This window comes from Embleya sp. NPDC059237 (assembly GCF_042754105.1).
In the GTDB taxonomy this organism is placed as follows: Bacteria; Actinomycetota; Actinomycetes; order Streptomycetales; family Streptomycetaceae; genus Embleya.
Genome location: NZ_JBHZAE010000003.1, coordinates 425,563 through 450,212, shown reverse-complemented (window position 1 = coordinate 450,212; position 24,650 = coordinate 425,563). Strand labels below are relative to the sequence as shown.

Genomic DNA, 24,650 nt, shown 5'->3' with positions numbered 1-24,650 from the left:
CGCATTGGTTCGCCTGCCAATGCACCGGCAGCCGCCTCGGCCCACGGCAGCCCGGCCGCCACCGGTCACGGCGCGCGTCGGCTCCCGGAGCCCGGCGTGGCACAGACCCGTCCCGCCGCTCATCCGGCGGAATCCGAGCGACGTGTGTGCCGAGCGTCAGGGTCAGGCGACTGTGGGAGGCAGGGCGGTGGCGTCGATGCCCGACGCTCGGAGTCGGCGGGCAAGGTGCTCGACCTCGGGGAGGGTGCCCGAATGGGTACCGGTCAATACCCGGTCCAAGGCGGCTCGGACGTCCGTGAGGTCGAGGTTCAGTTCGGCGCGCAGCACCTGCATGAGCTTGGCCCGCTGCGCGGTCGGGGTCACCCGCAACGTTGCCTTTCCGTGCTCGGAGAGCAGCCGATTCCGCAGATGGGCGGGCAGATCGCCATCGCATATCGCCACCGCGAACCCGCACGTCGTGCACCGGCATTCGACATCCCAGCGGAGCGAATCGTCCACCAATGCCTGGACGCCCCACCACTCCGCTTGCGCCGCGCAGTCCTGACACACGGCGAAATACCTGATCGACGCCGAGACCACCTGTTCCAAGACCCCACCCCAACCCTTCGACACGGACGAGGCCGAACGGCGCACCCGGCCGCCGCCGCTCCCGCCGTAATACCCCATCACGCCTGGGTCTCTCGCGCCCCGCCGCTCGACCGCGCCTTGCCACCCAACCGCATGGCCTCACCCCTCGGCCCCGTGCGCTCCGGCGCTCGGGCGCAGGGCTTCGGCCAAGACCTCCGCCAAGTGTTGCGGTCGGCGGGCGCTTACGTGGGTGATCTGGGTGTGGCAGCTGAAGCCGTCGGCCAACGTGAGGGCTTCCGGGCCGGCCGCCGACAGCGCCGGCACCAGGCGGTCGGCTGCCACCGCTCTCGACAGGTCACCGTGGGACGCCTCGTAGCCGAAGTTGCCGGCCAGGCCGCAGCAGCCGCCCGCCAGGTCGCCGGTCAGGCCGGCTCGGGCGCGCAGGCGGCGGTCGGCGGCGTCGCCGAGTACGGCGTGCTGGTGGCAGTGGAGTTGGCCCGTCACCTCGCGGTTCACCGCCGGCGGCGACCAGTTCGGGGCGTACTCCTCCAGCGCCTGGGCGAAGGTCCGCACCGACCCGGCCAACCCCGCGGCGGCCCCCGCGCCGAGCAGTTCCGGTACATCCGTCCGCAACGCCGCCGCGCACGACGGTTCCAGGCCGACGATCGGCAGCCCGGCGTCCAGAGCCGGCCGCAGCGTGCGCATCGTGCGGGCCATCACCCGCCTCGCCACGCCCAGTTGCCCGGTCGACACCCACGTCAGCCCGCAGCACACCGACCCCGGCGGCACCACCACCTCCAGACCGGCGGCCTCCAGCACCTCGACCGCCGCACGTCCCACCGAAGGCCGGAAGCGGTTGGTGAACGTGTCCGGCCACAACACCACCCGAGGCCGTGAACTCCCCACCACCCGGGGCCGATCGCGCCACCACCGGGTGAACGGCACGGCGGCGAACGGCGGAATCTCCCGGCTCCGGTCCAACCCGGCCGCCCCCAACGCCACCCGCCGCACCGCCGGCACCCCCGTCACCGCGTTCACCGCGCCCGCGAGCCCCGGCACCGCCCCCACCGCCCGCGCCCACAGCGGCAGGTTGCCCAGCGCGTAGTGTGCCGCCGGCCGCACCCGGCCCCGATAGTGGTGGTGCAGGAACTCGGCCTTGTACGTGGCCATGTCCACTTCCACCGGACAGTCGCTGCGGCAGCCCTTGCAGGACAGGCACAGGTCGAGCGCGTCCCGCACCTCGGTGGACCGCCAGCCGTCGGTGATCACCTCGCCGATCAACATCTCGTGCAACAACCGGGCCCGGCCGCGCGTCGAATGCGCCTCCTCGCCGGTGACCCGGAACGACGGGCACATCACCCCGCCCGACGCGTTCTCCGCCGACTCGCGGCACTTGCCCACGCCCACGCAGCGCCGCACTGCCGCCGCGAAGTCGCCGCCGTCGGCCGGATAGCCGAACTCCACCGACACCGGAGTACGCATCCCGGTGAACCGCAGATCACCGTCCACAGGGTGTGGACGAACCAGGACGCCCGGATTCAACAGCCCGGCCGGATCCCAGATCGCCTTGAACCGGCCGAACAGTTCGACGATCTCCGCCCCGTACATCCGGGGCAGGAACTCGGCCCGGGCCTGCCCGTCCCCGTGCTCCCCGGACAACGAGCCCCCGTGCGCGACCACCAGATCGGCCAGTTCGCCGGCGAAGGCCCGATACGCCGCGATCCCGCGCGTGGTAAGCAGGTCGAAGTCGATCCGGATGTGTACACAGCCCTCGCCGAAGTGCCCGTACGGCAACCCGCGCAGCCCATGCCGCCGCATCAACTCGGCCAACTCCCGCAGATACGCGCCCAGTCGCTCCGGCGGCACCGCCGTGTCCTCCCAGCCCGGCCACGCCTCGGAGCCGTCCGCCATCCGGGTCGCGGTGCCCGACGCCTCCTCCCGGATCCGCCACAGCGCCCGCTGCCCGGCCGGATCGGTGACCACGAGCGACGGCCCACCGCCGGCCAACTCGCGCGCCTTCCCGGCCGCCTCGGCGACCGTGTCCCCGCCCACCTCGACGAACAACCAGGCCGCGCCCGGCGGCAGCGCCACCCCGCGCGCGGAGGACGCGAGCGCGACCAGACCCGCGCTCAGGCTCTCCACGGTCAGCGGCCCGTACCGCAGCAGCGTCGGCGCCGCGTCGGCCGCCGCGAAGTCGTCGGCATACCCGAGCACGGCCAACACACGCGCCTTCGGCGCCTCGACCAGGCGCACGCCCGCCCCGAGCACGACCGCGCAGGTACCCTCCGTACCGACCAGCGCCCGGGCCAGATCGCGCCCGTGCTCCGGCAGCAGCCGATCCAGCGGGTATCCGGAGACCCGGCGCGGCAACGCCGAGAAGCCCCGCCGGATCAGCGCCAGGTTGGCGTCGGCCAGCGCCCCGAGCGCGGCATGGATCTCCGCCGCCCGCCCCGTCGCGGGCACCGGCTCGCCCCGCCCGACCCGCATCCGGGTGCCGTCCACCGTCGCGATGTCCAGCCACTCGACGTTGGCGCTCGTCCGGCCCCACGCGACCGAGTGCGACCCGCACGCGTCGTTGCCGATCATGCCGCCGAGGGTGCAGCGGCTGTGTGTGGAGGGGTCCGGGCCGAAGGTCAGCCCGTGCCGGCCCGCCGCCCGGCGCAGGTCGTCCAGCACCACGCCGGGCTCGACGTGCGCGATCCGGGTCGTCGGGTCGACCGCGTGGATCCGGTTCAGGTGCCGCGCGAGGTCGAGCACCACACCATTGCCCGTGGCCTGGCCGGCGATGCTGGTGCCGCCGCCGCGTACCGTCACCGGCGCCCCGAGTTCGTGGCACACCGCCAGCGCGGCGACCACGTCGTCCGCGTCCAGCGGGGCGACCACGCCCGGCGGCACGTGGCGGTGGTTGGAGGCGTCCATCGAGTACAGCGCCCGGGCCTGCGGATCGAACCGGACCTCCCCGCGCACCCGCGCCCGCAACGCCTCTTCCAGATCCCCGAGCTGTGTCGTCACCCCGCCATCCTCACCCGAACCGGCCCCGTCCAGGGCGCGCGACCCCCGCCGAAACGGCGTGCCACGCCCCGCACCGTCCACCGGTCGAGACCGCCGCCGGCCGAATGTCGGCCACATTCGTCTCATTGTGCGGAATACAGATCACCCACGAAACGGACACGACTACGCTCTTGGCGTGGCCGAGATCCAGATTCCCGCAGCGCTCATGCCCGCCGACGGCCGGTTCGGTTCGGGCCCGTCCAAGGTACGTCCGGAGGCGCTCGCCGCCCTCGCGGCGACCGGTACCTCCCTCCTGGGCACCTCCCACCGGCAGGCGCCGGTGAAGAACCTGGTCCGCCGGGTCCGCGAAGGTGTCGGCAGCCTGTTCTCCCTCCCCGAGGGCTACGAGGTGATCCTGGGCAACGGCGGTGCCACCGCCTTCTGGGACATCGCCGCGTTCGGCCTCGTCGACCGCAAGTCGCAGCACCTGTCGTTCGGCGAGTTCTCCTCGAAGTTCGCCGGATCGGTCAAGGCCGCGCCGTGGCTGGACGAGCCCACCGTGATCAAGTCCGAGCCGGGCACCCACCCGCTGCCGCGGGCCGAGGCGGGCGTCGACGTATACGCCCTGACCCACAACGAGACCTCGACCGGTGTCGCCATGCCGATCGCCCGGCCGGCGGGCGCCGACGCGGGTTCGCTGGTCCTGGTCGACGCGACGTCGGCCGCGGGCGGGCTGCCGGTGGACGCGGCCGAGACCGATGTGTACTACTTCGCGCCGCAGAAGAACTTCGCCGCCGACGGCGGTCTGTGGCTGGCCGCGTTCTCGCCGGCCGCGCTGGAGCGGGCCGGCCGGATCGCCGGCTCCGACCGCTATATCCCGCCGTTCTTCGACCTGGCCACCGCGATCGACAACTCGGTCAAGGACCAGACCTACAACACGCCGGCGCTGAGCACCCTGTTCCTGCTCGCCGACCAGCTCGACTGGATCAACGGGCAGGGCGGTCTGGACTGGGCCGTCGCACGCACCGCCGACTCGTCGGGCCGGCTGTACGCGTGGGCCGAGAAGTCCGCGTACGCGAGCCCGTTCGTGGCCGACCCCGCGGCCCGCTCGCAGGTCGTCGGCACGATCGACTTCACCGACGCGGTCGACGCCGCCGCGGTGGCCAAGGTGCTGCGCGCCAACGGCATCGTGGACACCGAGCCCTACCGCAAGCTGGGCCGCAACCAGCTGCGCGTGGCGATGTTCCCGGCGGTCGAGCCGGCCGACGTCGAGGCGCTGACCACGTGCATCGACTTCGTGATCGAGCAGCTCTGACTCGCGCCGGGCGGCTCTGACTCGGACCGGGCGGCTCCGACCCGGATCGAGCAGCTCCGGTCCACGCCGACAACGCGTGAACGGCCGCCGCCTCGGACCCCCGTCGGGGGTCCGAGGCGGCGGCCGTTCGGCGCTCAGTCCCGGTTCCGCCGCCCACCGAGTCGGCGATACGCAAAGAACAGCACCACCAGACCCGCCACCGCCAGGAGCCCCGGCCCGTACGCCTTGGTCTTGTCGGCGGCGGAATCGCCGTCGCTCTTGTCACTGCCGGCCGTACTGCCCGCCGAGTCCGACTTCGCGTCCGACTTCGCCCCGCCGCCCGGCGCGTTGCGTACCGAGTCCGGTCGGTTGTCGCCCTTGAGCTCGACCCGGCGCACCTGGCTGCCCTTGCCCTCGCTGCCGAACAGCAGGGTTCGGCCGTCCGCACTCCACGCCACCGACTCGCCCTGGCGCTGGAGCGGCACGCTGACCGGGCCCACCTGCTTGCCCGGCGCGGAGAACACGGTGGCGGAGAAGTAGCCGCGCAGCACGAACCGCGACCCGTCGGGCGCGAACGCGCCGTCGGTCACCGTCGAGTCGCCGGCGGCTATTCGCCGGAACGTATTGATCCCGGTGGTGGACAACTGCTCCGGCTGCTCGTAGAGCCCGCCGTCGGACTCCTTGCTCGCGATGTAGAGCTTGTTCGTCCTCGGGTCGATCAGCATCGCCTCGGCGTCGCGCGGCCCGTTGTCGTACTTCACCCGGTACCTGGTCGGCTTGACCGTCGCGTCGGCCAGCGTCGCGGGTTCGGCGAAGCGATAGATCCACACCTCGGGCCACTTGCCGTGGAAATTGTCGCCGATGTCGCCGACGAACAGGGCGGGATTGCCCGCGTCGTCCTTGCCGATCGTGATCGCTTCCCAGTCGCGCGCGTCCACCCCGGACAGCGTGATGGTGGCCTTGGTGGCGCCGTCCTTGCCGATCGCGTAGATCCTGGGCGAGTCCCCGCTGTCGTTGTGCGTCCAGTAGACGTCGGGATGTTGCGCGCTCGCCACCAGGCCGCTGGATTCGCCGATGCGCTCGTCCTTGATGGTGAACGCCACGTCGGAATCGGCCGTCGCCGCCGCGGGCAGCGCCACCACCAGGGCCAGGGCCGCCGGGAGCGCGCCCAGGACGCGCAACCGGCCTCGTCTCACGCGCTTCACGCGTACCGCCGTGTCATGGGTCCAGCCTGCCGGCCCGCTCCGGGCTCCCGTTCGACTCCTCCGGTCATTTTGCGACAGGTCGGCCGAATCCATTGCGGTTTGCCGTGGATCGGGGATGGGATGGGGGCTCGTGGGCGTCGGCATCGGGAGTCTTCCATGACACTGATCAAGGCCTGTCTGAACGGAACGCGGCGCCCCGAGGAGCACCCGGCGCTACCGCTGACCCCGGCACAGATCGCCGCGGACAGTCGGGCCGCGGTGGCCGCGGGGGCATCCATCGTGCATGTGCATCCTCGTGATCGCCGGGGTCGCGAGAGTCTGGCGCCGGACGTGCTGACCTCGGTGGTCCGGGCGATCCGGGGCGCGGCGCCCGGTGTGCCGATCGGGGTGAGCACCGGCGCGTGGATCGAGTCGGACGCGGCCTCCCGGCTGGCGTCGGTGCGCTCCTGGACGGTGCTGCCCGACCTGGCCTCGGTCAATCTCTGCGAGGAGGGCTCGGTCGAACTCGCGTACACGCTGGCGCACCTGGGGGTCGGGGTCGAGGCGGGGGTGTGGACCGAGGCCGACGCGGAGTTGCTGGTCGAGCGGGAGTTGGCCGCGGTGTGCACGCGGATCCTGGTCGAGGTCGAGCGCGGCGAACCGGGGGACGCCCTGGACGAGGCGGGTCGGATCCTGGCCGTCCTGGATCGGTACGAGGTCGCGGTGCCGCGCCTGCTGCACGGCGCCGACGCGTCCGCGTGGCCGGTCCTGGACGCGGCGATCGCGGCCGGCCTGGACACCCGGATCGGGCTGGAGGACACCCTGCTCGACCCGGACGGCCGTCGGGTCCCGGGCAACGCGGCGCTGGTACGAATCGCCGCCGACCGGGTACACGCGGCCCGCGCGGCGGGGAACCCGCACTGACCGCACATGTCCGCGGCGAGCCGGACCGGCGTCGCCGAGTCGCGGCACGCAAGCCCTCGACGCCCCGCCCTACCGCATCAACGCGCCGATGATCACGGCGATGAGCAGGAGGGCCAGGGTGGCCGTGACGACGCGGGTTCGGGTGCGGGGATTCACGCCTCAGAGCCTACGCGGCGCAAACGCCCGGTCGAATGCCGGTCGGGCGCCCGCGCCGCGGGGTCTACGGACCCGCTCCGAGTCGTCGGGTCGAACGGTCAGACCATGGAGGCGGCCAGACGGCGGCGGAAGGCCGCGAGCACGGTGCGGTCGCCGGTCCGCGAGACGACCGTGCCGGGCCGTCGGCCCCACAGGTAGAGCAGCAGTTCGGCGGGCTCGCCCGACACCGCCGCGTCGGCGAAGCCCGGCTCGCGGGACATGGTGACACCGCCGCGCCGCATGGTCAGCCGCCAGTGGTGCCGGTTGCTGTGTACGCCGATGGTGCGCCCGCTCGCACCGTCGCGCGTGCCCCCGTCGTAATGCGCCGGGAGCAGTACGCCCAGCACCTCGTCGATGCCGTCCAGGGCCTGCTGCGCGTCCAGCGGTCCCGGGGTGCCGACCGCCATCTCGATGTCGGCCCGGTGTACCGCCGCCTCGCGCGCCATCCGGCGGGCCAGGAAGCCGGCCGTGCCCGGATCGGGCCCGTCGCGCTCCAGGACCTCCGGGACGGCCGCTTCGGGCAGGTCCGCCTCGACCGGGTCGAGCGGGTCCCGCCTGGCCATTTCCGCCACGAGCGCGGCGTGCGCCCGGGTGTAGGTGTCGAGCAGATCCCCCTTGCCGCTCGGGCCGCCCGGTTGTGAGCGGCCCTCCGGACGACCGTCCGAGCGCAGTTGCCCGGTGGCGTCGGTGTACATGAGCACGGAATGTCGTACGACGTCGGCGACCGTCCAACCGGGACAGGACGGTACCGGCGCGTCCATGTCCGTGACGGCCGCCTGGCCCAGGCGGAGGCCCTCCGCCTGGAACAGGTGCTGGAACCGCACGTAGTCCATTCGTCAAGGATTCCAGCGGTTCGGGTGACGTGTCGATGGCCTGCGTCACCCCAGAGCGTGAATCCCACGTCAAGAAAAGGTGTATCGCACAGATGTGCTGACGCTGTGTCAGATCTTGACCGCAGGATTACCGAACCCCGACCGTGTCGCCGTGACGCCGGCGCCGGCTGGAGTTGCCGGAGCCGTGGGCGCAGCGCTCTCTGCGGCGATGACCGGCGCGGTCGCGCCGGCCGGGCGCATCGCGCGCACCATCGCACGCGGCCGCAGCCGGATCCCGCTGTGCCGAGCCAGCAGCACACCGACCGTAAGCGCGGCGATCAGCGAGATCAGCCCGCCCACGAACAACCCCACGCGCGGACCGAAGCTCTCCGCGAGCCAGCCGATCAGTGGGCCGCCCAGCGGGGTGCCGCCCATGAAGACGAGCATGTAGATGCCCATCACCCGACCGCGCATCGCCGGATCACTGCCCAACTGCACGGTCGAGTTCGCCGCCGTGTTGAACGTCAGGCCGGCGATCCCGATCGGCACGAGCAGCAGCGCGAAGCTCCAGTAGCCCGGCATGAACGCGGCGACCGTCTCCAGCAGGCCGAACACGACGGCCGCGGCGACCAGTACGCGCAGCCGGGTGTGCCCGCGCTTGGCCGCGAGCAGCGCGCCCGCCAGCGAGCCGACCGCGAACACCGTGTTGAGCAGCCCGAACGAACCGGGCCCGGCGTGGAAGACGTTGTTGGAGAACCCCGCGAGAGTGACCGCGAAGTTGTAGCCGAAGGTACCGATGAACCCGACCAGCGCAATCGCCACCAGCAGATCGGGCCGACCGCGCACATAGCGCAGCCCCTCCCGCAACTGGCCCTTCTCGCGCGGCACCACGGGCATCGTGCGCAGTTCCGCCTCGCGCATGGCCACCAGGCCGAGCAGGACCGCGATGTAGGACACCGCGTTGAGCGCGAACACCCAGCCGGTGCCGATCGCGGTGATCAGCAGACCGCCGACGGCGGGGCCGACGATGCGGGCGAGCTGGAAGTTGGCCGAGTTCAGGCTGACCGCGTTGGCCAGGTCCTTGCGCCCGACCATCTCGATCACGAAGGACTGCCGGGCCGGGTTGTCCACGGCGGTGGCCAGGCCCAGGCCGAAGGCGAGCAGCCATACGTGCCAGACCTCGACCGCACCGCTCAGCACCAGGACGGCCATCACGGCGGCGAGCAGGCCCATCACGGTCTGCGTACCGATCAGCAACACACGCTTGCGGTAGCGGTCGGCGATCACCCCGCCCCACAGGCCGAAGAGCAGCATGGGCAGGAATTGCAGGCCCGTGGTCACGCCCAGCGCGGTGGTACTGCCGGTGAGCTGCAACACCAGCCAGTCCTGCGCGATGCGCTGCATCCACGTGCCGGTGTTCGACACGGTCTGGCCGGCGGCGAACAGTCTGAAGTTGCGGTTTCGTAGTGATTGGAAAGTGCCGGCTGTCGCCGCCACGGGCTCCCCCTTCGTCGTACGGATCGGCCGAGGCCGGATGTGCATCCGTCCCTGAACCGAACCGACCGCGACGCGGGGCGCGCCGAGCCTGCTACGCCTGCGCCAGTTTCTCCAGCACCGGCAGGGCCGCGCGCAACGCCTCGTTCTCCTCCGGCGTGAGCCGCGCCAGGTGTTCCGCCAGCCAGGCGTTGCCCAGTCGACGGTTCTCCTCCACCACGGCGGCGGCGGGCTCGGTCGCGGAGACCACGACCTGCCTGCGGTCGTCGGGGTGCGGCTCGCGCCGGACCAGGCCGCGCTCCTCCAGGCCGGCGATCACCCGGGTCATCGACGGCGGCTGCACCTTCTCCTGCCGGGCGAGTTCGCCCGGAGTCATGGCACCGCGTACGACGAGCACGGTCAACACCGAGAGCTGTGTGGGGCTCAGCGTCTCGTCGGCCCGCTGGTTGCGCAGGCGACGAGAGAGTTTCAGCACCGAGGCACGGAGGGCTGCCACCGTGGCACGGTCGGGTTCGGACGGGGACACGTTTTTTAGCTTAACTCTTTACTCTCGCTAACTTCCAATGCTTTCCCCGCCGGGGATATTCCACCGCCCCGCAACGCCTGCCGCACGGCGGGGGCGAACCCAGCCGAAGGGGGCAAAACCGAAGCGCACGGAGCGGGCGCGGCCGACGCAGGCCCGAGGCGGGCGGGCGGGGCAAGACGGACGCCGGGTGGGCGGCGTGGGTGCCCGGCGGCGATTCCGCGCGGCGGGCGCGAGGCGGGCGGGACGGGGTGTCGGGCGGCGCGCGCCCGGGCGCGGGGGCGAGGCGGGGGCCGCGCGGTGGTGGGCGGGGTGGGCGGATGCCGCGCGGGCGGGACGGGGTGTCGGACACCCGCTCCGCGCGGAGCGGGTGTCCGGGGCCATCCGCGCTACGTGGGTGGCCGGGCGGGGGGTGGGGTGGCCGCCCGGCCATCCGGTTACTTGACGCCGAGGGCCTGTTCGATCGGGTCGATGGCGAAGTGGATCACGAAGAGGGCGGAGACGATCCACAGGAGCAGCGGGATCTCCCGGGCCTTGCCGACCGCCGTGCGCAGCACCACGTACAGGATGAAGCCGGCGCCGATCCCGGTGGTGATGCTGTAGGTGAACGGCATCAGCGCGATCGTCACGAACGCCGGGGCGGCGACCGTCAGGTCGTCCCACTCGATGTGCTTGATCTGGGTCATCATCAACGCGCCGACCACCACGAGCGCCGGCGTCGCGGCCTGCGCGGGTACCAGCTTGGCCAGCGGGGTGAACAGCAGCGCGAGCGCGAACAGGCCGCCGGTGACCAGGTTGGCGAGTCCGGTCCGGGCGCCCTCGCCGACCCCGGCGGTGGATTCCACGAAGACCGTGTTGGACGACGCCGAGGCACCGCCGCCCGCGATCGCGCCGACCGACTCGACGGTCAGGATCCGACCCAGGCCCGGCACCTTGCCCTGCTCGTCGAGCAGCCCGGCCTCGCGGCTGACCCCGATGATCGTGCCCATGCCGTCGAAGAAGTTGGACAGCAGCAGGGTGAAGATCAACAACGACGCGGTGATGAAGCCGACCCGGCCGAAGGCACCGAACAGGTCGACGTCGCCGATCAGCCCGAAGTCGGGCGTATCCACCACACCGTTCGCCTCGGGCGCGGTCAGCCCCCAGGCCGCCTTGTCCAGGCCGGCGGCGTTGTGCACGATCACCGCGAGCACCGTCGAGGCGACCATCCCGATCAGGATCGCGCCCGGCACCTTCCGTACCACCAGCACGAACGTCAGCAGCAGGCCGAAGCAGAAGATCACCGCCGGCCAGCCCTTGAGCGTGCCGCCCGCGCCGAGCGCGACCGGGACGGTGGAGTTCACCTTGTCCGGCACGCGCGTCACGATGCCCGCGCTGACCAGGCCGACCAGGGTGACGAACAGGCCGATGCCGACCCCGATCGCCTGCTTGAGCACCAGCGGGATGGCGTTCATGATCGCCTCGCGCAACCCGGTGGCGGCCAGGATCAGCAGGCCGACGCCCTCCAGTACGACCAGGCCCATCGCCTCGTCCCAGGTCGTCTGCGGCGCGATCTGGAACGCGACCATCGCGTTGATCCCGAGCCCGGCGGCCAGCGCGAGCGGCATGTTGCCGATCAGCCCCATCAGGATGGTCATCACGGCGGCGACCAACACCGTCGCGGTGACCAGCTGCGGCTGGGACAGGTGGTTGCCGAACTTGTCGGTCGCACTGCCGAGGATGATCGGGTTCAGCACGATGATGTAGGCCATCGCGAAGAACGTGGCGAGCCCACCGCGTATCTCGCGCAGCGGCGACGAGCCGCGCTCGGAGATCTTGAAGAAGCGGTCGAGGCCGCTCCTCCGCGTGGCGGGGACCTCGGGGACGGTCACGGCGGGGGCCTGGCGGGGCATGCGAATCCTCGGAGCGTGGGAACGGGTGGTCAAGACACGCGCACGGCACGAGGGGGACGCGTGCCGGGAGACCCCAAAAGGGTGCCAGAGACCACAGCCGAAACGGGAACCGGTCTCTCCGCTTGTGCGTCGGGGCACGCGCGGGCCCCGTGCGGGCCGCCAAGTAGCCTTGTTTTCGTGAGCAGGCACGGGAGCGGGAAACGACGGCGCACCTCGCCGGATCCGGACGACACGGGCGTGGCGCGGACGGATTCGGCCGCGACGCCGGATCCGGTCGACGACACGTTCGACGCGAGCGCCCCCGGCAGCGGTGAATACGCGGCGCACGGGAGCGAGCCCTACCCGGCGCCGGATCACGGCACCGCGGACTATGGCTCTGCGGATTACGGCTCGGCGGATTACGGCTCGGCGGACTACGGCTCCGGGGAGTACGCCGCGACCTCAGGCGAGTACGCGGCGACTTCCGGGGAGTACGCCGCCACCTCCGGCGAGTACGCCGCCGCGAACTACGCCGGCGACTACCCGCAGACCGACTACACGGCCCCCGAGGCGGCCTACGGCTCCGGCGGCTACCAGGCCGCCGTACCGGCCTTCGAGCCCGACGCGTACGACTCCGGGAACCACACGACGCCCGAGTACGGCGCGAGCGCCTACGACCCGGCGACCGACCCGGCCCTGGGTGGGGGAACCGCCGAGTTCGCCGCCGTCACCGATGCCGCGGATGCCGCCGGTGTCGCCGATCCCGCCGACGAGCCCGCGCCGCCCGCCGACCGGGAGCCGCCCGCCGCGGACACCGGCATGCGGCCCGCCCCACCCCCGCTCGAAGGCGACATCATCAAGCTCGTCGCCGTCGGCAGCGTGATCTGGTTCGCGCTGTTCGTGGTCGCCTGGTTCATGCGCGACTCGCTCACCGACGACGGCCGCGACTGGTGGCCGTGGTGCGCGCTGGCCGGCTCGGGTCTGGGCCTGTTCGGCCTCTGGTACTGCCGCCGCCTGCAGAGCGCGCGCGACGACTAGGGTGCGTCGGCCGGCCTCGGCCCCGTTCCGGGCCTCCGGTGAATGTACTCGGCAACCCGCCTGGAATAGCCACAAAATCCGACATTCACTGACGTAACGTCAGGGCATGATCGATGCCCCCGTCACCATCACCGGGCTGACCGACGCCGAGGTTGCCGAACGTGTCGCGGCCGGCCGGGTCAACGACGTGCCCGGCCGTTCGAGCCGCAGCGCCTCGGCGATCGTTCGGGGCAACGTCTTCACCCGGTTCAACGCCATCATCGGCACTTTGTTCGTGGTGATCCTGATCGTCGGCCCGATCCAGGACGGCCTGTTCGGCCTGGTCATCGTCGCCAACACGGCCATCGGCATCATCCAGGAACTGCGCGCCAAGCGCACCCTGGACACCCTGGCGGTGATCGGCGAGGCCAAACCGCGGGTGCGCCGCGGCGGGCACACGGTCGAGGTGTCCGCGCGCGAACTGGTCCTGGACGACGTCTGCGCGCTCGGCGCGGGCGAACAGGTCCTGGTGGACGGCGTGGTGGTCGAGGCCGACGCGCTCGAACTGGACGAGTCGCTGCTGACCGGCGAGACCGATCCGGTCCACAAGAGGATCGGCGACCCGGTGATGTCCGGCAGCTTCGTGGCCGCCGGCAACGGCGCGTACCGGGCGACCAAGGTCGGCGGCGACGCGTACGCCGCCCGACTCGCCGAGGAGGCGGGCCGGTTCACCCTGGTCGACTCGGAACTGCGTCAGGGGCTGAATCGGATCCTCACCTACGTCACCTGGCTGATGATCCCGGTCGGGATCCTGTTGATCATCAGCCAACTGCGCACCGACGACGGCCTGCCCAACGCGCTGCGCGGCATGGTGGCCGGGCTGGTCACCATGGTCCCCGAGGGGCTGATGCTGCTCACCTCGGTCGCGTTCGCGGTCGGCGTGGTGCGGCTGGGCCGGAAGCAGTGCCTGGTCCAGGAGTTGCCCGCGATCGAGGGGCTGGCCCGGGTGGACGTGGTGTGCCTGGACAAGACCGGCACGCTCACCGAGGGCGGCATGGACGTGGCCGAGGTCCGTACGCTCGACGACACTCTGCCGATCGGCCAGGCGCTCGGCGCCCTCGGCACCTCCGACCCGCGCCCGAACGCGAGCCTCCAGGCGATCGTGGACGCCTACCCGGCGCCGCGGGGGTGGTCGATCACCGACGTCGCCGCGTTCTCCTCGGCCCGCAAGTGGAGCGGGGCGAGCTTCGCCGAGCGCGGCACGTGGCTGCTGGGCGCGCCCGACGTACTGCTGTCCGAAGGGCATCCGGTACTGGCCGAGGTGGACGAACTGGGCGCGAAGGGGTTGCGGGTACTGCTGCTCGCGACCGCCGAAGCGCTGACCGACGAGGCCGGCGCGCGGGCCCACCCGGCCGCGCTCGTGGTGCTCCGGCAGCGGCTGCGCCCGGACGCAGCCGAGACGCTGCGCTACTTCGCGGGTCAGGGCGTGGCGACCAAGGTGATCTCCGGGGACAACGCGCTCGCGGTCGGCGCGGTCGCCGCCAAACTCGACCTGGCGGGCGCGGAACACGCCGTGGACGCCCGCCGACTGCCCGAGGACCGCACCGAACTCGGGCAGGCGCTGGAGGAGAACACCGTCTTCGGCCGGGTCACCCCGCAGCAGAAGCGGGCCATGGTCGCCGCCCTCCAGGCCCGCGAGCACACGGTGGCGATGACCGGCGACGGCGTGAACGACGTCCTCGCGCTCAAGGACGCCGACATCGGGGTGGCGATGGGCTCGGGCAGCGGGGCGAGCCGCGCGGTCGCCCAGATCGTGCTCCTGGACAACCGCTTCGCCACGCTGCCCTCGGTGGTGGCCGAGGGGCGACGGGTGATCGGCAACATCGAGCGGGTCGCGAACCTGTTCCTGGTCAAGACCGTGTACGCGCTGCTCCTGTCGCTGCTGACCGGTGTCGCGGGCGTGGTCTTCCCGTTCCTGCCCCGCCATCTCACCCTGATCGGCTCGCTCACGATCGGCGTACCGGCCTTCTTCCTGGCGCTGGCCCCCAACGCCGAACGCGCCCGCCGGGGCTTCGTCCCGCGCGTCCTGCGCTTCGCGATCCCGGGCGGCGTGGTGGCCGCGGGGGCGACATTCCTGTCCTACTGGGCGGCCCGCCTGAACAGCGGCACCGACCTGAAGGAGGACCGCACCACCGCGGTGATCACCCTGTTCCTGGTCGCGATGTGGATCCTGGCCATCGTCGCCCGCCCCTACGCGTGGTGGAAGATCGCCCTGATCGCGGCGATGGCGGCGGCCTTCCTGTTCACCCTCTACGTCCCCTTCGCCGCCGACTTCTTCGCCCTCTACCCCCAGGACCAGGGCAACAACGGCACCGCGATCGGCATCGCCATCGCCGCCGCCGCCCTCCTGGAGGCGGGCTGGCACGTATCCGGTTGGCTCAGCCGCCGCACGGGCGACGACGGGTAGGCCCGCACAACCCGCGCCCCGGGTGGGGGCGGCTCGCCCAGGAGCCGCCCCTCCCCCCGGGGTCAGACGCCGTCGAAGTCGCGTTCCGTGGCGAAGTGGGCGGCGTTTTCCGGGTGGGTGAGGAGTTGTTCGACCTCGAAGCGGCGGTGCCATTCGCCGGCGGCCCAGGCCAGGCCGCGGGCGACGCCCTCGAACGTGGTGGCGTGCACCTTGCCGTCGATGTAGCGCCAGTCCGCCTCCAGTTCGGTGCCGTCCGGGCCGGAGACGATCAACTCCTCGTGTTCGACGTACTCCTTCGGCGCGTCGGGCATCGCCACCAGCACGTCGTCCGGGACCTCGTGCACGGTGCCCTCGGAGAGCACCTTGCCGGGGATGGTCTCGGACAGCAGCGGTACGTCCAGCAGGTCGGCCAGCGCCTCCGCCCGGTCCGGGCGCACCGGCAGCACCACGTGCGTCGCGTCGTCCGCGACCAGCGCCGCCAGGTCCGGCGCGTCGCCCACCAGCGCGTCCGCGACGTCGGCCACGGTCATCCGGCCGCCGCAGACCCCGCGCAGCTCGGTCGGCGCGGACAGCCGCTCCGGGGTCACCTCGGCCAACGCGGTGTACAGCGCGCGCAACTGGTCCCGGGTCACCGCCCGGTCCGGGTCCGCCAGGCGCTCCAGCAGCTCGTCCGGGCCGTCCGGGTCGGCCAGCAGCGCCGGAAGCGTCGTACGCACGCCCAGGGCGGTCAGGAACACCGGATCCAGGCTCGCCCGGACCCGGTCGTAGAGGCCGTGCAGCAGCCGGTCCCCGTCCAGCGCGAGCAGCCCCGCCGGGCGCCGGCCGTCCAGCACCGGGTGCCCACGCAGCCACCACGAGGTGTACGACGGCACCCGGGCCCGGCCGCCGTCGGGCAGCAGCACGTGCGCCGGCTCGGTCACCGCGTTCCGCAGCGGCGGTGTGGCCAGCACCTCCAGGGCCTCGTCCCACGCGTCGTCCGCGACCAGGTCCAGATCGCGCACCGCGGCGAACCCGGCCAGCACCGGCGGCACGCCCTGGTCGGGCAGGTGGTCGAGCACGTCGTCGAGCCAGTCGTCCTCGGCGTCCAGGTCGTGGTCGCAGCCGTCGTGGTCGAGGACCACGTCCTCCTCCCGGACCAGGCCGAACGTGCCGAGCACGCCGACCGCCTCCAGCACGTCCTCGCCCCAGCGCTCGACCAGATCCGGGTGCGCGACGCCGAGCGCGTCCGGCTCGACCACCGCGGCGATCCGGCTGCCGGGCAACATCAGCTCGCCCGCCGGCACCGCGTCGCCGTCCACGTCCGGCAGCAGCAGCGCGGCCAGCCACGGTTCGTCGCCGGCAGCGATCCGGGCGGCCCGGACCAGCTCCAGGACCGCGTCGGCGATGTCGTCGCCCTCCTCGCCCTCGCCGACCGCGGCCCGCACCGCCGGATCGGCCAGCACCGCCCGCGGCGTGGCCCGGACCGCGCCGAGCCGCTCCAGGAGCGGATGCGTCGCGTCGGGGTGGGCCACCCGCAGCCGAAGCACGTCCAGCACCGCCGGGTCCGGACTCTCCGGGCAGGGCAGCAGGACCCCCCTCGGCCCGCGCACGATCCGACCGTCGGCCAGCGGCACCGGCAACGCCCCGAGCGCGTCCCTGGCCGCGGGGTCGAAGGCGTCGTACAGATCCCGCCACCAGCTCGGCTCCCGCTCCATCCCCGCGAGTTGGTCGACCACCTCGGCCAGCGGCAGCCGACGCACCCCCAGCACCCGCAACGCGGCGCTGCGATCCAGACCGGCCGGCAGCAATCCGGCCACCACCGGCGCCAGCGCCTCGACCAGTCGCGGGCCCGCCGTCTCGATCAGCACCGCGTCGCGCGGGCGCAGCAGATCGCGGTCGCGCGCCGCGGTGCCCCGGTCGAGCAACAGCGCGTCGCGATCGTCGGGTTCCGCCTCCACGACGGACCCGGCGGCGGAGGCAGCGGTGTCGAAGGCGCCCGAGAACCCGGCGCCCGGCGCCGCGGCCGGCAAAAACGCGGTCTCCGCGAGCCGATCGAGCACCGCCCGGCGCAGCAGGCCGTCCAACTCCCCCTCGCCGGTCGGCCCCGGCACCAGGCTCAGCACAGCGGTGGTGGTCACCGGCCAGGTGCCGAGCAGCCCGGCGTAGGTCTCGGCGGCCCGCTCGATCAGGAAGTCGCGCAGCGGGCCGGGCGCGGTGTGCCGGCGGGTCGGGTCCAGCGGGAAGGACGCGACGAGCAGGGCGGGCAGCCCCAGCGGCTCGTCGGTGGGCGTGGGCGCGTGCACGACGGGTCGTACGCTCGGCCGGCGCGGATGGTCGGCGGCGTCCAGCGGCACCGCCCACAACACCGACCAGGCGGCCCGCCGGCGCTCCTCGGTGGGCCGGTCGGCGAGCAGCGCGGGCTCCAACGCGCCGCCGTCCTCGGCGACCCGCCAGCGGGTCTGCACGCCGTTGTCGGTCACCACCAGGGCGCCGCCGTCGGCCCGACAGGTCAGCGTCCGCACACCCTCCGGTGTCTCGATCACGATCTCGCCGAGCCGGCGCAGGGTGAGCAGCAGCGCGTCGTCGACCTCGGCGAGCAGCCGGGCGGCCAGGTCCACCGCGGCGCCGTCGCGCAGCGGCAGCACCACGCACGTGTCGTAGTCCTCCGGCGGGGTTCCCTCGGCCGGCATCGGCAGCCGCAGCACCGGCACGCCGCCGTCGCGCCGGGCCAGTTCGTCGGCCAGTCCGGCGTTGTCCCGGGCCTGTTCCGCGACCAGGTCGCGGGCCTCGTGCAGGGACCAGCGCACCCCACCGGTCCGGGAGAGCACACACGGCTCGTCGGTGACCGCGAGCACCGCGGCGAAGCCGACGCCGAACCGGCCGACCGCCTCCGGCCCGTCGTCGCGCTTGGCCGAGGCGCGCAGCGTGGACAGCGCCTCGACGCCCGGCGCGTGCAGCGGGTCGCCGGTGTTGGCCGCGACCAGGACCCCGTCGCGCAGCGTCAGCCGGAGCCGGCCCACCATGCCGGCCCGGGCGGCGGCGTCGGCGGCGTTCTGCGCGAGTTCGACCACGAGCCGATCGCGATAGCCGCCGAGGGCGAGTTCCTCCTCGGCGTTCGCGTCCTCCCGAAAACGTGCGGGCGACGCGCCCCACGCGTCCAGTACGGCTCGCCGAAGCGAAGCGGTGCCAAAGCGGTCGTCGATGCCCATGCCGTGCGCCGTCCCTCGATCGCGGATGTGGCCGGAACCCTATTGCGTTTCCGGCGCCGCGGCCGCTCGGCGATCCCGGTCCGTGGAAAGCCGCGCGAAACGGCGTGGGGACGATGCGGACAGGCAGTGGATCAAGTCACACAAAACCCCTACAAACGACAAACGACACTCCCCTGGTCGACCCGGCCGCTACGGGAGTAGACACATCCGTGGGGGCAACCCCAGTCGGCTACGGAAGGGGACAACGTGGCTACCTACCGCACGCAGATCCAGTACGGGGCGCCCAACGCGCCCTGGCACGACGACGCGGACCTCGCGATCGTCATCCAGACGCGTAACGCCGTCGTGCCGGACAAGGCACGTCCGGCGACGGGCACCCAGGTCACCTGGTCCGGCCCGCAGGGCAACGGATCGATCACGTTCTTCGACGACGGCGCGAGCTTCCAGGGCGCCGCGCAGTTCCCGGGCGAGGGCCCGGTCGCCTACCGGGGCACGGCTCGCTGAGTCGACCTCGGGAACCGAGTCGCCGCGCGAGCCGAGTCGATCCCACGAACGCATCGAAGCCGCCACCGATTCGGTGGCGGCTTCGTCGTGCGCTCGACCGGACCGGGCCGTGTCCGCCGGACAGGACCCGGACCCGATCGCACGCTGCGGACATTTCGGATATTCAGCGTAATTCGGATTAATTGCATCTCGCGGTCGATCAGGAGTGGCCCAACTGGTCCTCTCCGGGCTCCATGCCGTCCTCGTCCACCGCGCTCTCGACCGGGCGGATCCGCACGGTCTCGATCCGGTACTCGTCCAGGGACAGCTCGGCCGCCGGCGTCGCGGCGGGCATCACCGCGGCCTCCGAGTGGCCACCGCAGCCGTAGGCCAGCGAGACCATGCGGCCGTCGGCGGGCGAATACTCGTTGGCGCACACGCCGAACGCCTGCCCGAGCGGCCCGCCGACCTTGACCAGGAAGCCGCAGCTCGTGCAGTGCGCGGGCGCGGCCTGGGCCATCGGCGTGGCTCGGCCGAAATGCTCGTCCCAGCGGTCGGCGGCCAGATCGCGCCCGACCGGGGACAGTACGCGCGCGCGCCCCTGCCCCAGCTCGTACGCGACCGCCTTGGGGCCGAGCCCGATCGGCTCGGTCGATTCCTCCTCTGTCTCGTCCGCTCCGGTGTAACCGAATTCGAGACGGGGGTCGTCGGCGTCGGTGGGCAACAGGTCGCCCACGCCGAGGTCGCCGGGACGAAGGCGCTCGTTCCACGGCACCCACGCGGGCGCGAGCAGCGCCTCGGGGCCGGGTACGAGGACCGTTTCGTCCACGGTCACCAGCTTGGCGCGGGGCGCCCGGGCAACGGTCACCGCCCAGCGCCAGCCGTGGTAGGCGGACTCGCGGCACGCGAACAGGTGGGTGACCAGGCGATCACCATCCACCTGTACACCCAGATGCTCGCCGACGGAGTCCTGACCTGCGGCTTCCTCGGCAGCGGCGAAGGCAAGATCAACCGCCTCTGCGCAGAGGCGGTCCGGGGTTCGACTACGGGTCGCGGCACTCACGAGAGTGATTCTCTCTCACGCGTCGAAGGTCTCCACCGCCGATACCCTCAAAACACGTCCGATTCCCGAACGGGCGCGCGGAGCGAGCCCTTCCTGGCGTGTCGCGACCGCATCATCCGAGGGAGCAAGGGCAGGATCCCGGCGTGGCAGCCTCCAAGACCAGTACCGCATCACGGCGCACCATTCGCGCGCCCGGCTCCACCCGCGGGTCGTCCGGCAGGAACCGAGGTCCGGGGCGACGTGCGCTCGGCCGGTTCGGTGGCCTGTTCACCGGCGGCTTCGGGAAACTCCGCGGCGCGGCCCGGGCCAAGGGCGCCGGCGAGAGCGGCCTGGCCAAGCTGATCGAGCTGCACCTGATCAACAACGCAGGCGACGCGCTGGTGACCATGGCGCTGGCCACCACGATGTTCTTCTCGGTGCCCACCGGCGAGGCGCGCGACCGGGTGGCGATGTACCTGCTGATCACCCTCGCGCCGTTCGCGCTGCTCGCGCCGGTGCTCGGGCCGATCCTGGACCGGATGCGCCGAGGTCGCCGCTTCGCGATGGCGCTGGCGATGCTGGTCCGGGTGGGGCTGTGCTGGTTGATGGCCGGCTCGGTGAACGACGGCGGCCTGGAGCTGTACCCGGCGGCGTTCGGCGTGCTGGTGTCCTCGAAGGTGTACGGGGTCAGCCGCAGCGCGGTGGTGCCCCGGCTCCAGCCGCGCTCGGTCTCGCTGGTCAAGGCGAACTCGCGGATCACCATGTTCGGCCTGATCGGCACGATGGGCGCGGCGCCGGTGGCGGGCGGCCTGAAATACGCGTTCGGCACGCCCGGGATCCTGTACGGCGCCTGCGTGGTGTTCACCTTCGGCGCGATCCTGTCCTTCACGCTGCCGTCGAAGGTCGACTCGGCCGAGGGCGAGGACCGGGCGTCGTTCACCGCCGAGGCCCCCGGCGTCGAACACGAGCGCAAGGTGTCGCTGGCCAAATTGCGCGGCGGCAAGGGCGGTACGAGCACCGAGACGGTGCCCGAGCCCCGGACCGAGGAGTCGGGCGAGGGCCCGGCCGCGGCGAGCGGCGAGCGCGAATCCGGGCGCAAGCCGATCCGGGTCAAGACCTCGCGGCGGTTGCGCAGCGTGGGCCCGTCGGTGGTCCAGGCGTTGTGGGCGAACGCGGCGCTGCGCGGCTTCTCCGGGTTCCTGATCATGTTCCTGGGCTTCTTGATGCGCAAGCACCCGGTCGCCGACCTGTCCGCCACCCAGGCCACCATCGCGGTGGTGATCGCGGCCGCGGTCGGCAACGCGATCGGCACCGCGCTCGGCGCGTGGCTCAAGTCCCGCGCGCCGGAGGTGATCATCACCGCCGTGTTGCTCGCGTCCGCGTCCTGCGCGGCGTGGGCGGCGGTGATGTACAGCCTGGTCACGGTGCTCGCGGTGGCGGCGGTGGCCGGTCTCGCCCAGGCGCTGGGCAAGTTGTCGCTGGACGCGATGATCCAGCGCGACATCCCCGAGGCGGTGCGCACCTCCGCGTTCGCCCGGACCGAGACCGCGCTCCAGGTGGCGTGGGTGGTCGGCGGCGGCGTGGGCATCGCGTTGCCGCTGAACGGCACGCTCGGGATGAGCGTGGCGGCCGGTGTGCTGACCCTGGCGCTGGTGATCGTGGGCCGCAAACTGACGACGCGCCGGGCGCGCCGCAAGCGGTCCCCCGGCATGCGGCTGCGAACCGCCCGGTAATCTTCCGATCATGAAGACTCGCCGCCCTGCCGCCCTCGCCGGTGCCGCCGTCCTGGGCGCGCTCGCCCTGACGGGTTGCAACCTCGACAAGCCCACGCCGATCGTGACCATGGTCAGCGGGACGACGTCGGTCCACTCCGAGGCCGAGTGCTACAAGGACGACGGCTCGATCGACGAGAAGAAGGTCGACGGCTGCCTGAACAAGACCGACGGCCTCACCAAGCTCTCGGTCTCCGAGGGCGGCGGCTTCTCGATCGGCGTGGACAAGGAACTCGCCGACGACGGCTGGGTGCTCCTGGTCGACGGCAAGCCGCAGACCCAGTCGCCGATCAAGACCACGTACTACTCGGGCCTTCGGCTGAGCTACGGCACGCCGGAGAAGGAGAGCGAGCCGCTGCTGGTGCAGGTCGTGCAGCCGGACGGCAAGCAGGGCTACCGGGGAATCTGGTCGTTCAAGGTCGCGAAGAAGTAACCCTTGCCCATCCTGGTGATCACCGCCGTGGCCGCCGAGCGCGACGCCGTGCTCGGCGGTTCGCGTTCGTGGCGCATACCCGGCCCCGACGTGCTCGCGGTCGGCGCGGGCCCGGCGGCGGCCGCCGCGGGCACCGCCACGGCGCTCGCGCGTGGCTCCTACGACCTGGTGGTCAACGCCGGTATCGGGGGCGGCTTCCCGGGGGTGGCGCCGGTCGGCTCGACCGTGCTCGCCACCCGCGTGGTGGCGGCCGACCTGGGGGCACAGACCGCCGACGGGTTCGTGCCGATCGAGGAACTGGGCTTCGGGACGAGCGGGTTCGAGGCGGACCCGCGACTGGTCACCCACGTGGGTGACATTTTGCGCGCCGCCGGCGTCCCGCTCGCCACCGGCCCCGCGCTCACCGTCTCCACGGTGACCGGAACCGCCGAGCGCGCCGCCGAGTTGGCCGCCCGCCACGCGGGCGCCGCGGTCGAGGGCATGGAGGGCTTCGGCGTGGCCACCGCCGCCGCGGCCCACGCGGTGCCGATGCTCGAACTGCGCACCGTCTCCAACGCCGTGGGCCCGCGCGATCGGGCGGCCTGGCGCATCCCGGACGCGCTGCGCGCACTCACCGCGGCCTTCGCCGCGCTCGAAGGGAGCCTGACGCCGTGACCCTGTCGCTGGCCTATTCGCCGTGCCCGAACGACACGTTCGTCTTCCACGCCTGGACGCACGGCCTGCTCCCGGACGCGCCGCCCGTCGAGGTGCGCTACGCCGACATCGACATCACCAACGGCCTGGCCGAGCGCGGCGAGCTGGACCTGCTGAAAGTGTCCTACGCGGCGCTGCCGTGGGTGCTGGACGAGTACGCGCTGCTGCCCTGCGGCGGGGCGCTGGGGCGCGGTTGCGGCCCGCTCGTGCTGAGCCTGGGCGCGAGCACCCCCGAGGCGCTGGCGGGCAAGGTGGTCGCGGTGCCGAGCGAACGCTCCACCGCGTACCTGCTGTTCCGGCTCTGGGCGGCGCGGCACGTGCCCGGCGGGGTCGGCGAGATCCGGGTGTTGCCGTTCCACGAGATCATGCCCGCGGTGCGCGACGGCGTGGTGGACGCGGGGCTTGTCATCCACGAGGCGCGCTTCACCTACACGCGGTACGGCCTGACCTGCCTCGCCGACATGGGCGACTGGTGGGAGTCGGACACCGGCCTGCCGATCCCGCTCGGCGCGATCATCGCCAAGCGCTCGCTGGACCTTTCCGCCCTGGCCGCCGCCGCGCGCGCCTCGGTCGAGCATGCCTGGGCCGACCCCGCCGCGTCGCGCGCCTATGTCCTGGAACACGCCCAGGAGATGGATCCGACGGTCGCCGATCGGCACATCGGCCTGTACGTCAACGAGTTCACCCGCGACCTGGGCACCGAAGGGCACGCGGCGGTGTCCGCGCTGCTCGACCGCGCCGCCGCCGAGGGCCTGGTCCCGCCCGTCCCGGCCGGCGCCCTCGAACTCCCCTAGGCCGTACGGGGGATCGCCGGGCGGGCCGCGTGGGCCCACCCGGCGCCCGTACTCACGTGTCGAGTTCGTCGGCGACGGCGCGCAGCAGTTCGGCGACCTTCGCGGTGGCCCGTTTGTCGGGGTAACGGCCGCGCTCCAGCGTCTTGTCGACCCCCTCCAGGACCTTGAGCAGGTCCTGGATGATCGAACTCATCTCGTCGGGCTTCTTGCGGCTCGCGGCGACGACGGAGGGGCGCGGGTCCAGGACGCGGAGCGAGAGGGCCTGTTCGCCGCGGCGCCCCTCGACGATCCCGAACTCGACCCGGGTGCCGGGCTTGAGCGTGTCCAGGCCCTGCGGCAGTGCCGACGCGTGCACGAACACGTCGCCTCCGTCGTCCCGGGACAAAAACCCGAAGCCCTTGTCGGTGTCGAACCACTTGACCTTGCCGGTGGGCACGGGAGACCTCGATCGTGTCGGGACGGCTTCGTCGGGACTTTTACGAGCATTTACCAGGCTGGGTGGGGCGCACACATCGAATCCGAGCAGGAACGCGTAGTGACCCCGTTCACTCGTCCAGGCTAATGGTCGTCTTCTCGGCCGGACATCGGGATACCGCCCCGCGCGCGAGCGGCCCGGATCGGGGCATCTACCCTGGGTCGGTGTCCAACGCATCCGCAGGCCCCGGCGATCGGCTCGTCCGCATCGGCGCGCTGCTCTTCGCCCTCGGTACGGTCGCCACGCTCGCCACCGTCACCCCCATGCTGATCGGCGCGCACGCGCTGCCGACCGCGGTGTATCTGCTCAGCGCGCTGATGCCGGTCGGCTTCGCGATCGCCGCCGCGGGCCTGGTCAGGTCGATCCGCAGCCGCCGCCGTCCGGTGCCGAAACTGCTCTGACCCACGCCGAGCAGCCTCGGCGGCGGCGGC

Annotated in this window: 20 protein-coding genes; 10 read left to right on the top strand and 10 right to left on the bottom strand. The window is 72.5% G+C overall.

The annotated features are described in order from the left end of the window. Positions 1-162: 162 nt before the first annotated feature. The gene (locus ACFXKZ_RS12605) at positions 163-579 is read right to left on the bottom strand and encodes a hypothetical protein (protein ID WP_380000008.1); all 417 of its coding nucleotides are present in this window, start codon (positions 577-579) and stop codon (positions 163-165) included. Positions 580-726: 147 nt separating this feature from the next. Next, positions 727-3,579: an FAD-binding and (Fe-S)-binding domain-containing protein gene (locus ACFXKZ_RS12600; RefSeq protein ID WP_379999397.1), complete on the bottom strand. Its 2,853-nt coding sequence runs from the start codon at positions 3,577-3,579 to the stop codon at positions 727-729. A 175-nt stretch (positions 3,580-3,754) separates the two neighbouring features. Here ACFXKZ_RS12600 and serC point away from each other — a divergent pair, with 175 nt between their 5' ends. Further along, complete coding sequence (gene serC / locus ACFXKZ_RS12595) at positions 3,755-4,873, top strand: phosphoserine transaminase (RefSeq protein ID WP_379999395.1); 1,119 nt, start codon at positions 3,755-3,757, stop codon at positions 4,871-4,873. 134 nt (positions 4,874-5,007) lie between these two features. Here serC and ACFXKZ_RS12590 read toward each other — a convergent pair whose 3' ends face one another. Continuing rightward, entirely contained in the window at positions 5,008-6,057 is a 1,050-nt protein-coding gene (locus ACFXKZ_RS12590) for a hypothetical protein (RefSeq protein ID WP_379999393.1), read from the bottom strand. Between the two features lie 156 nt (positions 6,058-6,213). Between ACFXKZ_RS12590 and ACFXKZ_RS12585 the strand changes: the two genes are divergently transcribed. Further along, entirely contained in the window at positions 6,214-6,960 is a 747-nt protein-coding gene (locus tag ACFXKZ_RS12585) for a 3-keto-5-aminohexanoate cleavage protein (RefSeq protein WP_379999391.1), read from the top strand. Positions 6,961-7,214: 254 nt separating this feature from the next. Here the strand turns inward: ACFXKZ_RS12585 and ACFXKZ_RS12580 are convergent, their stop codons facing one another. From ACFXKZ_RS12580 to ACFXKZ_RS12565, 4 genes are all read right to left on the bottom strand, one after another. Beyond that, a complete protein-coding gene (locus ACFXKZ_RS12580; RefSeq protein WP_379999389.1) occupies positions 7,215-7,988 on the bottom strand; it encodes a maleylpyruvate isomerase family mycothiol-dependent enzyme in 774 nt (257 codons plus the stop codon). Positions 7,989-8,096: 108 nt separating this feature from the next. Further along, on the bottom strand, positions 8,097-9,509 hold the full coding sequence (locus ACFXKZ_RS12575; RefSeq protein ID WP_379999387.1) for an MFS transporter: 1,413 nt from the start codon (positions 9,507-9,509) through the stop codon (positions 8,097-8,099). 46 nt (positions 9,510-9,555) lie between these two features. Beyond that, a complete protein-coding gene (locus tag ACFXKZ_RS12570; protein WP_235618661.1) occupies positions 9,556-9,957 on the bottom strand; it encodes a MarR family winged helix-turn-helix transcriptional regulator in 402 nt (133 codons plus the stop codon). Positions 9,958-10,421: 464 nt separating this feature from the next. Further along, on the bottom strand, positions 10,422-11,876 hold the full coding sequence (locus ACFXKZ_RS12565) for an NCS2 family permease (RefSeq protein ID WP_379999385.1): 1,455 nt from the start codon (positions 11,874-11,876) through the stop codon (positions 10,422-10,424). 177 nt (positions 11,877-12,053) lie between these two features. On the opposite strand from ACFXKZ_RS12565, the gene ACFXKZ_RS12560 reads away from it, so the two are divergent. Next, the gene (locus ACFXKZ_RS12560) at positions 12,054-12,893 is read left to right on the top strand and encodes a hypothetical protein (protein WP_379999383.1); all 840 of its coding nucleotides are present in this window, start codon (positions 12,054-12,056) and stop codon (positions 12,891-12,893) included. A gap of 106 nt (positions 12,894-12,999) precedes the next feature. Beyond that, positions 13,000-15,339 (top strand): HAD-IC family P-type ATPase, encoded by a 2,340-nt coding sequence (locus tag ACFXKZ_RS12555; protein WP_379999381.1) that lies wholly within the window; start codon positions 13,000-13,002, stop codon positions 15,337-15,339. Positions 15,340-15,401: 62 nt separating this feature from the next. Here the strand turns inward: ACFXKZ_RS12555 and ACFXKZ_RS12550 are convergent, their stop codons facing one another. Continuing rightward, positions 15,402-18,527 carry a sacsin N-terminal ATP-binding-like domain-containing protein gene (locus tag ACFXKZ_RS12550; protein WP_379999379.1) on the bottom strand — a complete coding sequence of 1,042 codons (3,126 nt, stop codon included), beginning with the start codon at positions 18,525-18,527 and terminating at the stop codon, positions 15,402-15,404. A gap of 246 nt (positions 18,528-18,773) precedes the next feature. Here ACFXKZ_RS12550 and ACFXKZ_RS12545 point away from each other — a divergent pair, with 246 nt between their 5' ends. Further along, on the top strand, positions 18,774-19,031 hold the full coding sequence (locus tag ACFXKZ_RS12545; RefSeq protein WP_379999377.1) for a hypothetical protein: 258 nt from the start codon (positions 18,774-18,776) through the stop codon (positions 19,029-19,031). Positions 19,032-19,230: 199 nt separating this feature from the next. Here the strand turns inward: ACFXKZ_RS12545 and ACFXKZ_RS12540 are convergent, their stop codons facing one another. Continuing rightward, positions 19,231-20,082 (bottom strand): DUF3027 domain-containing protein, encoded by an 852-nt coding sequence (locus tag ACFXKZ_RS12540; RefSeq protein WP_380000006.1) that lies wholly within the window; start codon positions 20,080-20,082, stop codon positions 19,231-19,233. Positions 20,083-20,216: 134 nt separating this feature from the next. Between ACFXKZ_RS12540 and ACFXKZ_RS12535 the strand changes: the two genes are divergently transcribed. The 4 genes from ACFXKZ_RS12535 to ACFXKZ_RS12520 are packed head-to-tail and all read left to right on the top strand — an operon-like array spanning position 20,217 to position 23,744. Continuing rightward, complete coding sequence (locus tag ACFXKZ_RS12535) at positions 20,217-21,785, top strand: MFS transporter (RefSeq protein ID WP_379999375.1); 1,569 nt, start codon at positions 20,217-20,219, stop codon at positions 21,783-21,785. 10 nt (positions 21,786-21,795) lie between these two features. Beyond that, positions 21,796-22,257, top strand: a complete 462-nt coding sequence (locus tag ACFXKZ_RS12530) for a DUF2771 domain-containing protein (RefSeq protein WP_379999373.1) — start codon at positions 21,796-21,798, stop codon at positions 22,255-22,257. Between the two features lie 3 nt (positions 22,258-22,260). Beyond that, a complete protein-coding gene (locus ACFXKZ_RS12525) occupies positions 22,261-22,911 on the top strand; it encodes a futalosine hydrolase (protein WP_379999370.1) in 651 nt (216 codons plus the stop codon). After that, on the top strand, positions 22,908-23,744 hold the full coding sequence (locus ACFXKZ_RS12520; protein WP_379999368.1) for a 1,4-dihydroxy-6-naphthoate synthase: 837 nt from the start codon (positions 22,908-22,910) through the stop codon (positions 23,742-23,744). The genes ACFXKZ_RS12525 and ACFXKZ_RS12520 overlap by 4 nt, the downstream gene beginning before the upstream one ends. A gap of 52 nt (positions 23,745-23,796) precedes the next feature. Here the strand turns inward: ACFXKZ_RS12520 and ACFXKZ_RS12515 are convergent, their stop codons facing one another. Then, a complete protein-coding gene (locus ACFXKZ_RS12515) occupies positions 23,797-24,180 on the bottom strand; it encodes a cold-shock protein (RefSeq protein ID WP_078976718.1) in 384 nt (127 codons plus the stop codon). Between the two features lie 203 nt (positions 24,181-24,383). Here ACFXKZ_RS12515 and ACFXKZ_RS12510 point away from each other — a divergent pair, with 203 nt between their 5' ends. Beyond that, positions 24,384-24,620: a hypothetical protein gene (locus ACFXKZ_RS12510; protein WP_379999366.1), complete on the top strand. Its 237-nt coding sequence runs from the start codon at positions 24,384-24,386 to the stop codon at positions 24,618-24,620. Positions 24,621-24,650: the final 30 nt, after the last annotated feature.

What these genes read in the sequence shown, in the direction of transcription:
- ACFXKZ_RS12550 (WP_379999379.1), bottom strand. Translation starts at nt 18,527, where the DNA reads ATGGGCATCGACGACCGCTTTGGCACCGCTTCGCTTCGGCGAGCCGTA.
- ACFXKZ_RS12555 (WP_379999381.1), top strand. Translation starts at nt 13,000, where the DNA reads ATGATCGATGCCCCCGTCACCATCACCGGGCTGACCGACGCCGAGGTT.
- ACFXKZ_RS12565 (WP_379999385.1), bottom strand. Translation starts at nt 11,876, where the DNA reads ATGCCCCGCCAGGCCCCCGCCGTGACCGTCCCCGAGGTCCCCGCCACG.
- ACFXKZ_RS12580 (WP_379999389.1), bottom strand. Translation starts at nt 7,988, where the DNA reads ATGGACTACGTGCGGTTCCAGCACCTGTTCCAGGCGGAGGGCCTCCGC.
- ACFXKZ_RS12575 (WP_379999387.1), bottom strand. Translation starts at nt 9,509, where the DNA reads ATGCACATCCGGCCTCGGCCGATCCGTACGACGAAGGGGGAGCCCGTG.
- ACFXKZ_RS12530 (WP_379999373.1), top strand. Translation starts at nt 21,796, where the DNA reads ATGAAGACTCGCCGCCCTGCCGCCCTCGCCGGTGCCGCCGTCCTGGGC.
- ACFXKZ_RS12585 (WP_379999391.1), top strand. Translation starts at nt 6,214, where the DNA reads ATGACACTGATCAAGGCCTGTCTGAACGGAACGCGGCGCCCCGAGGAG.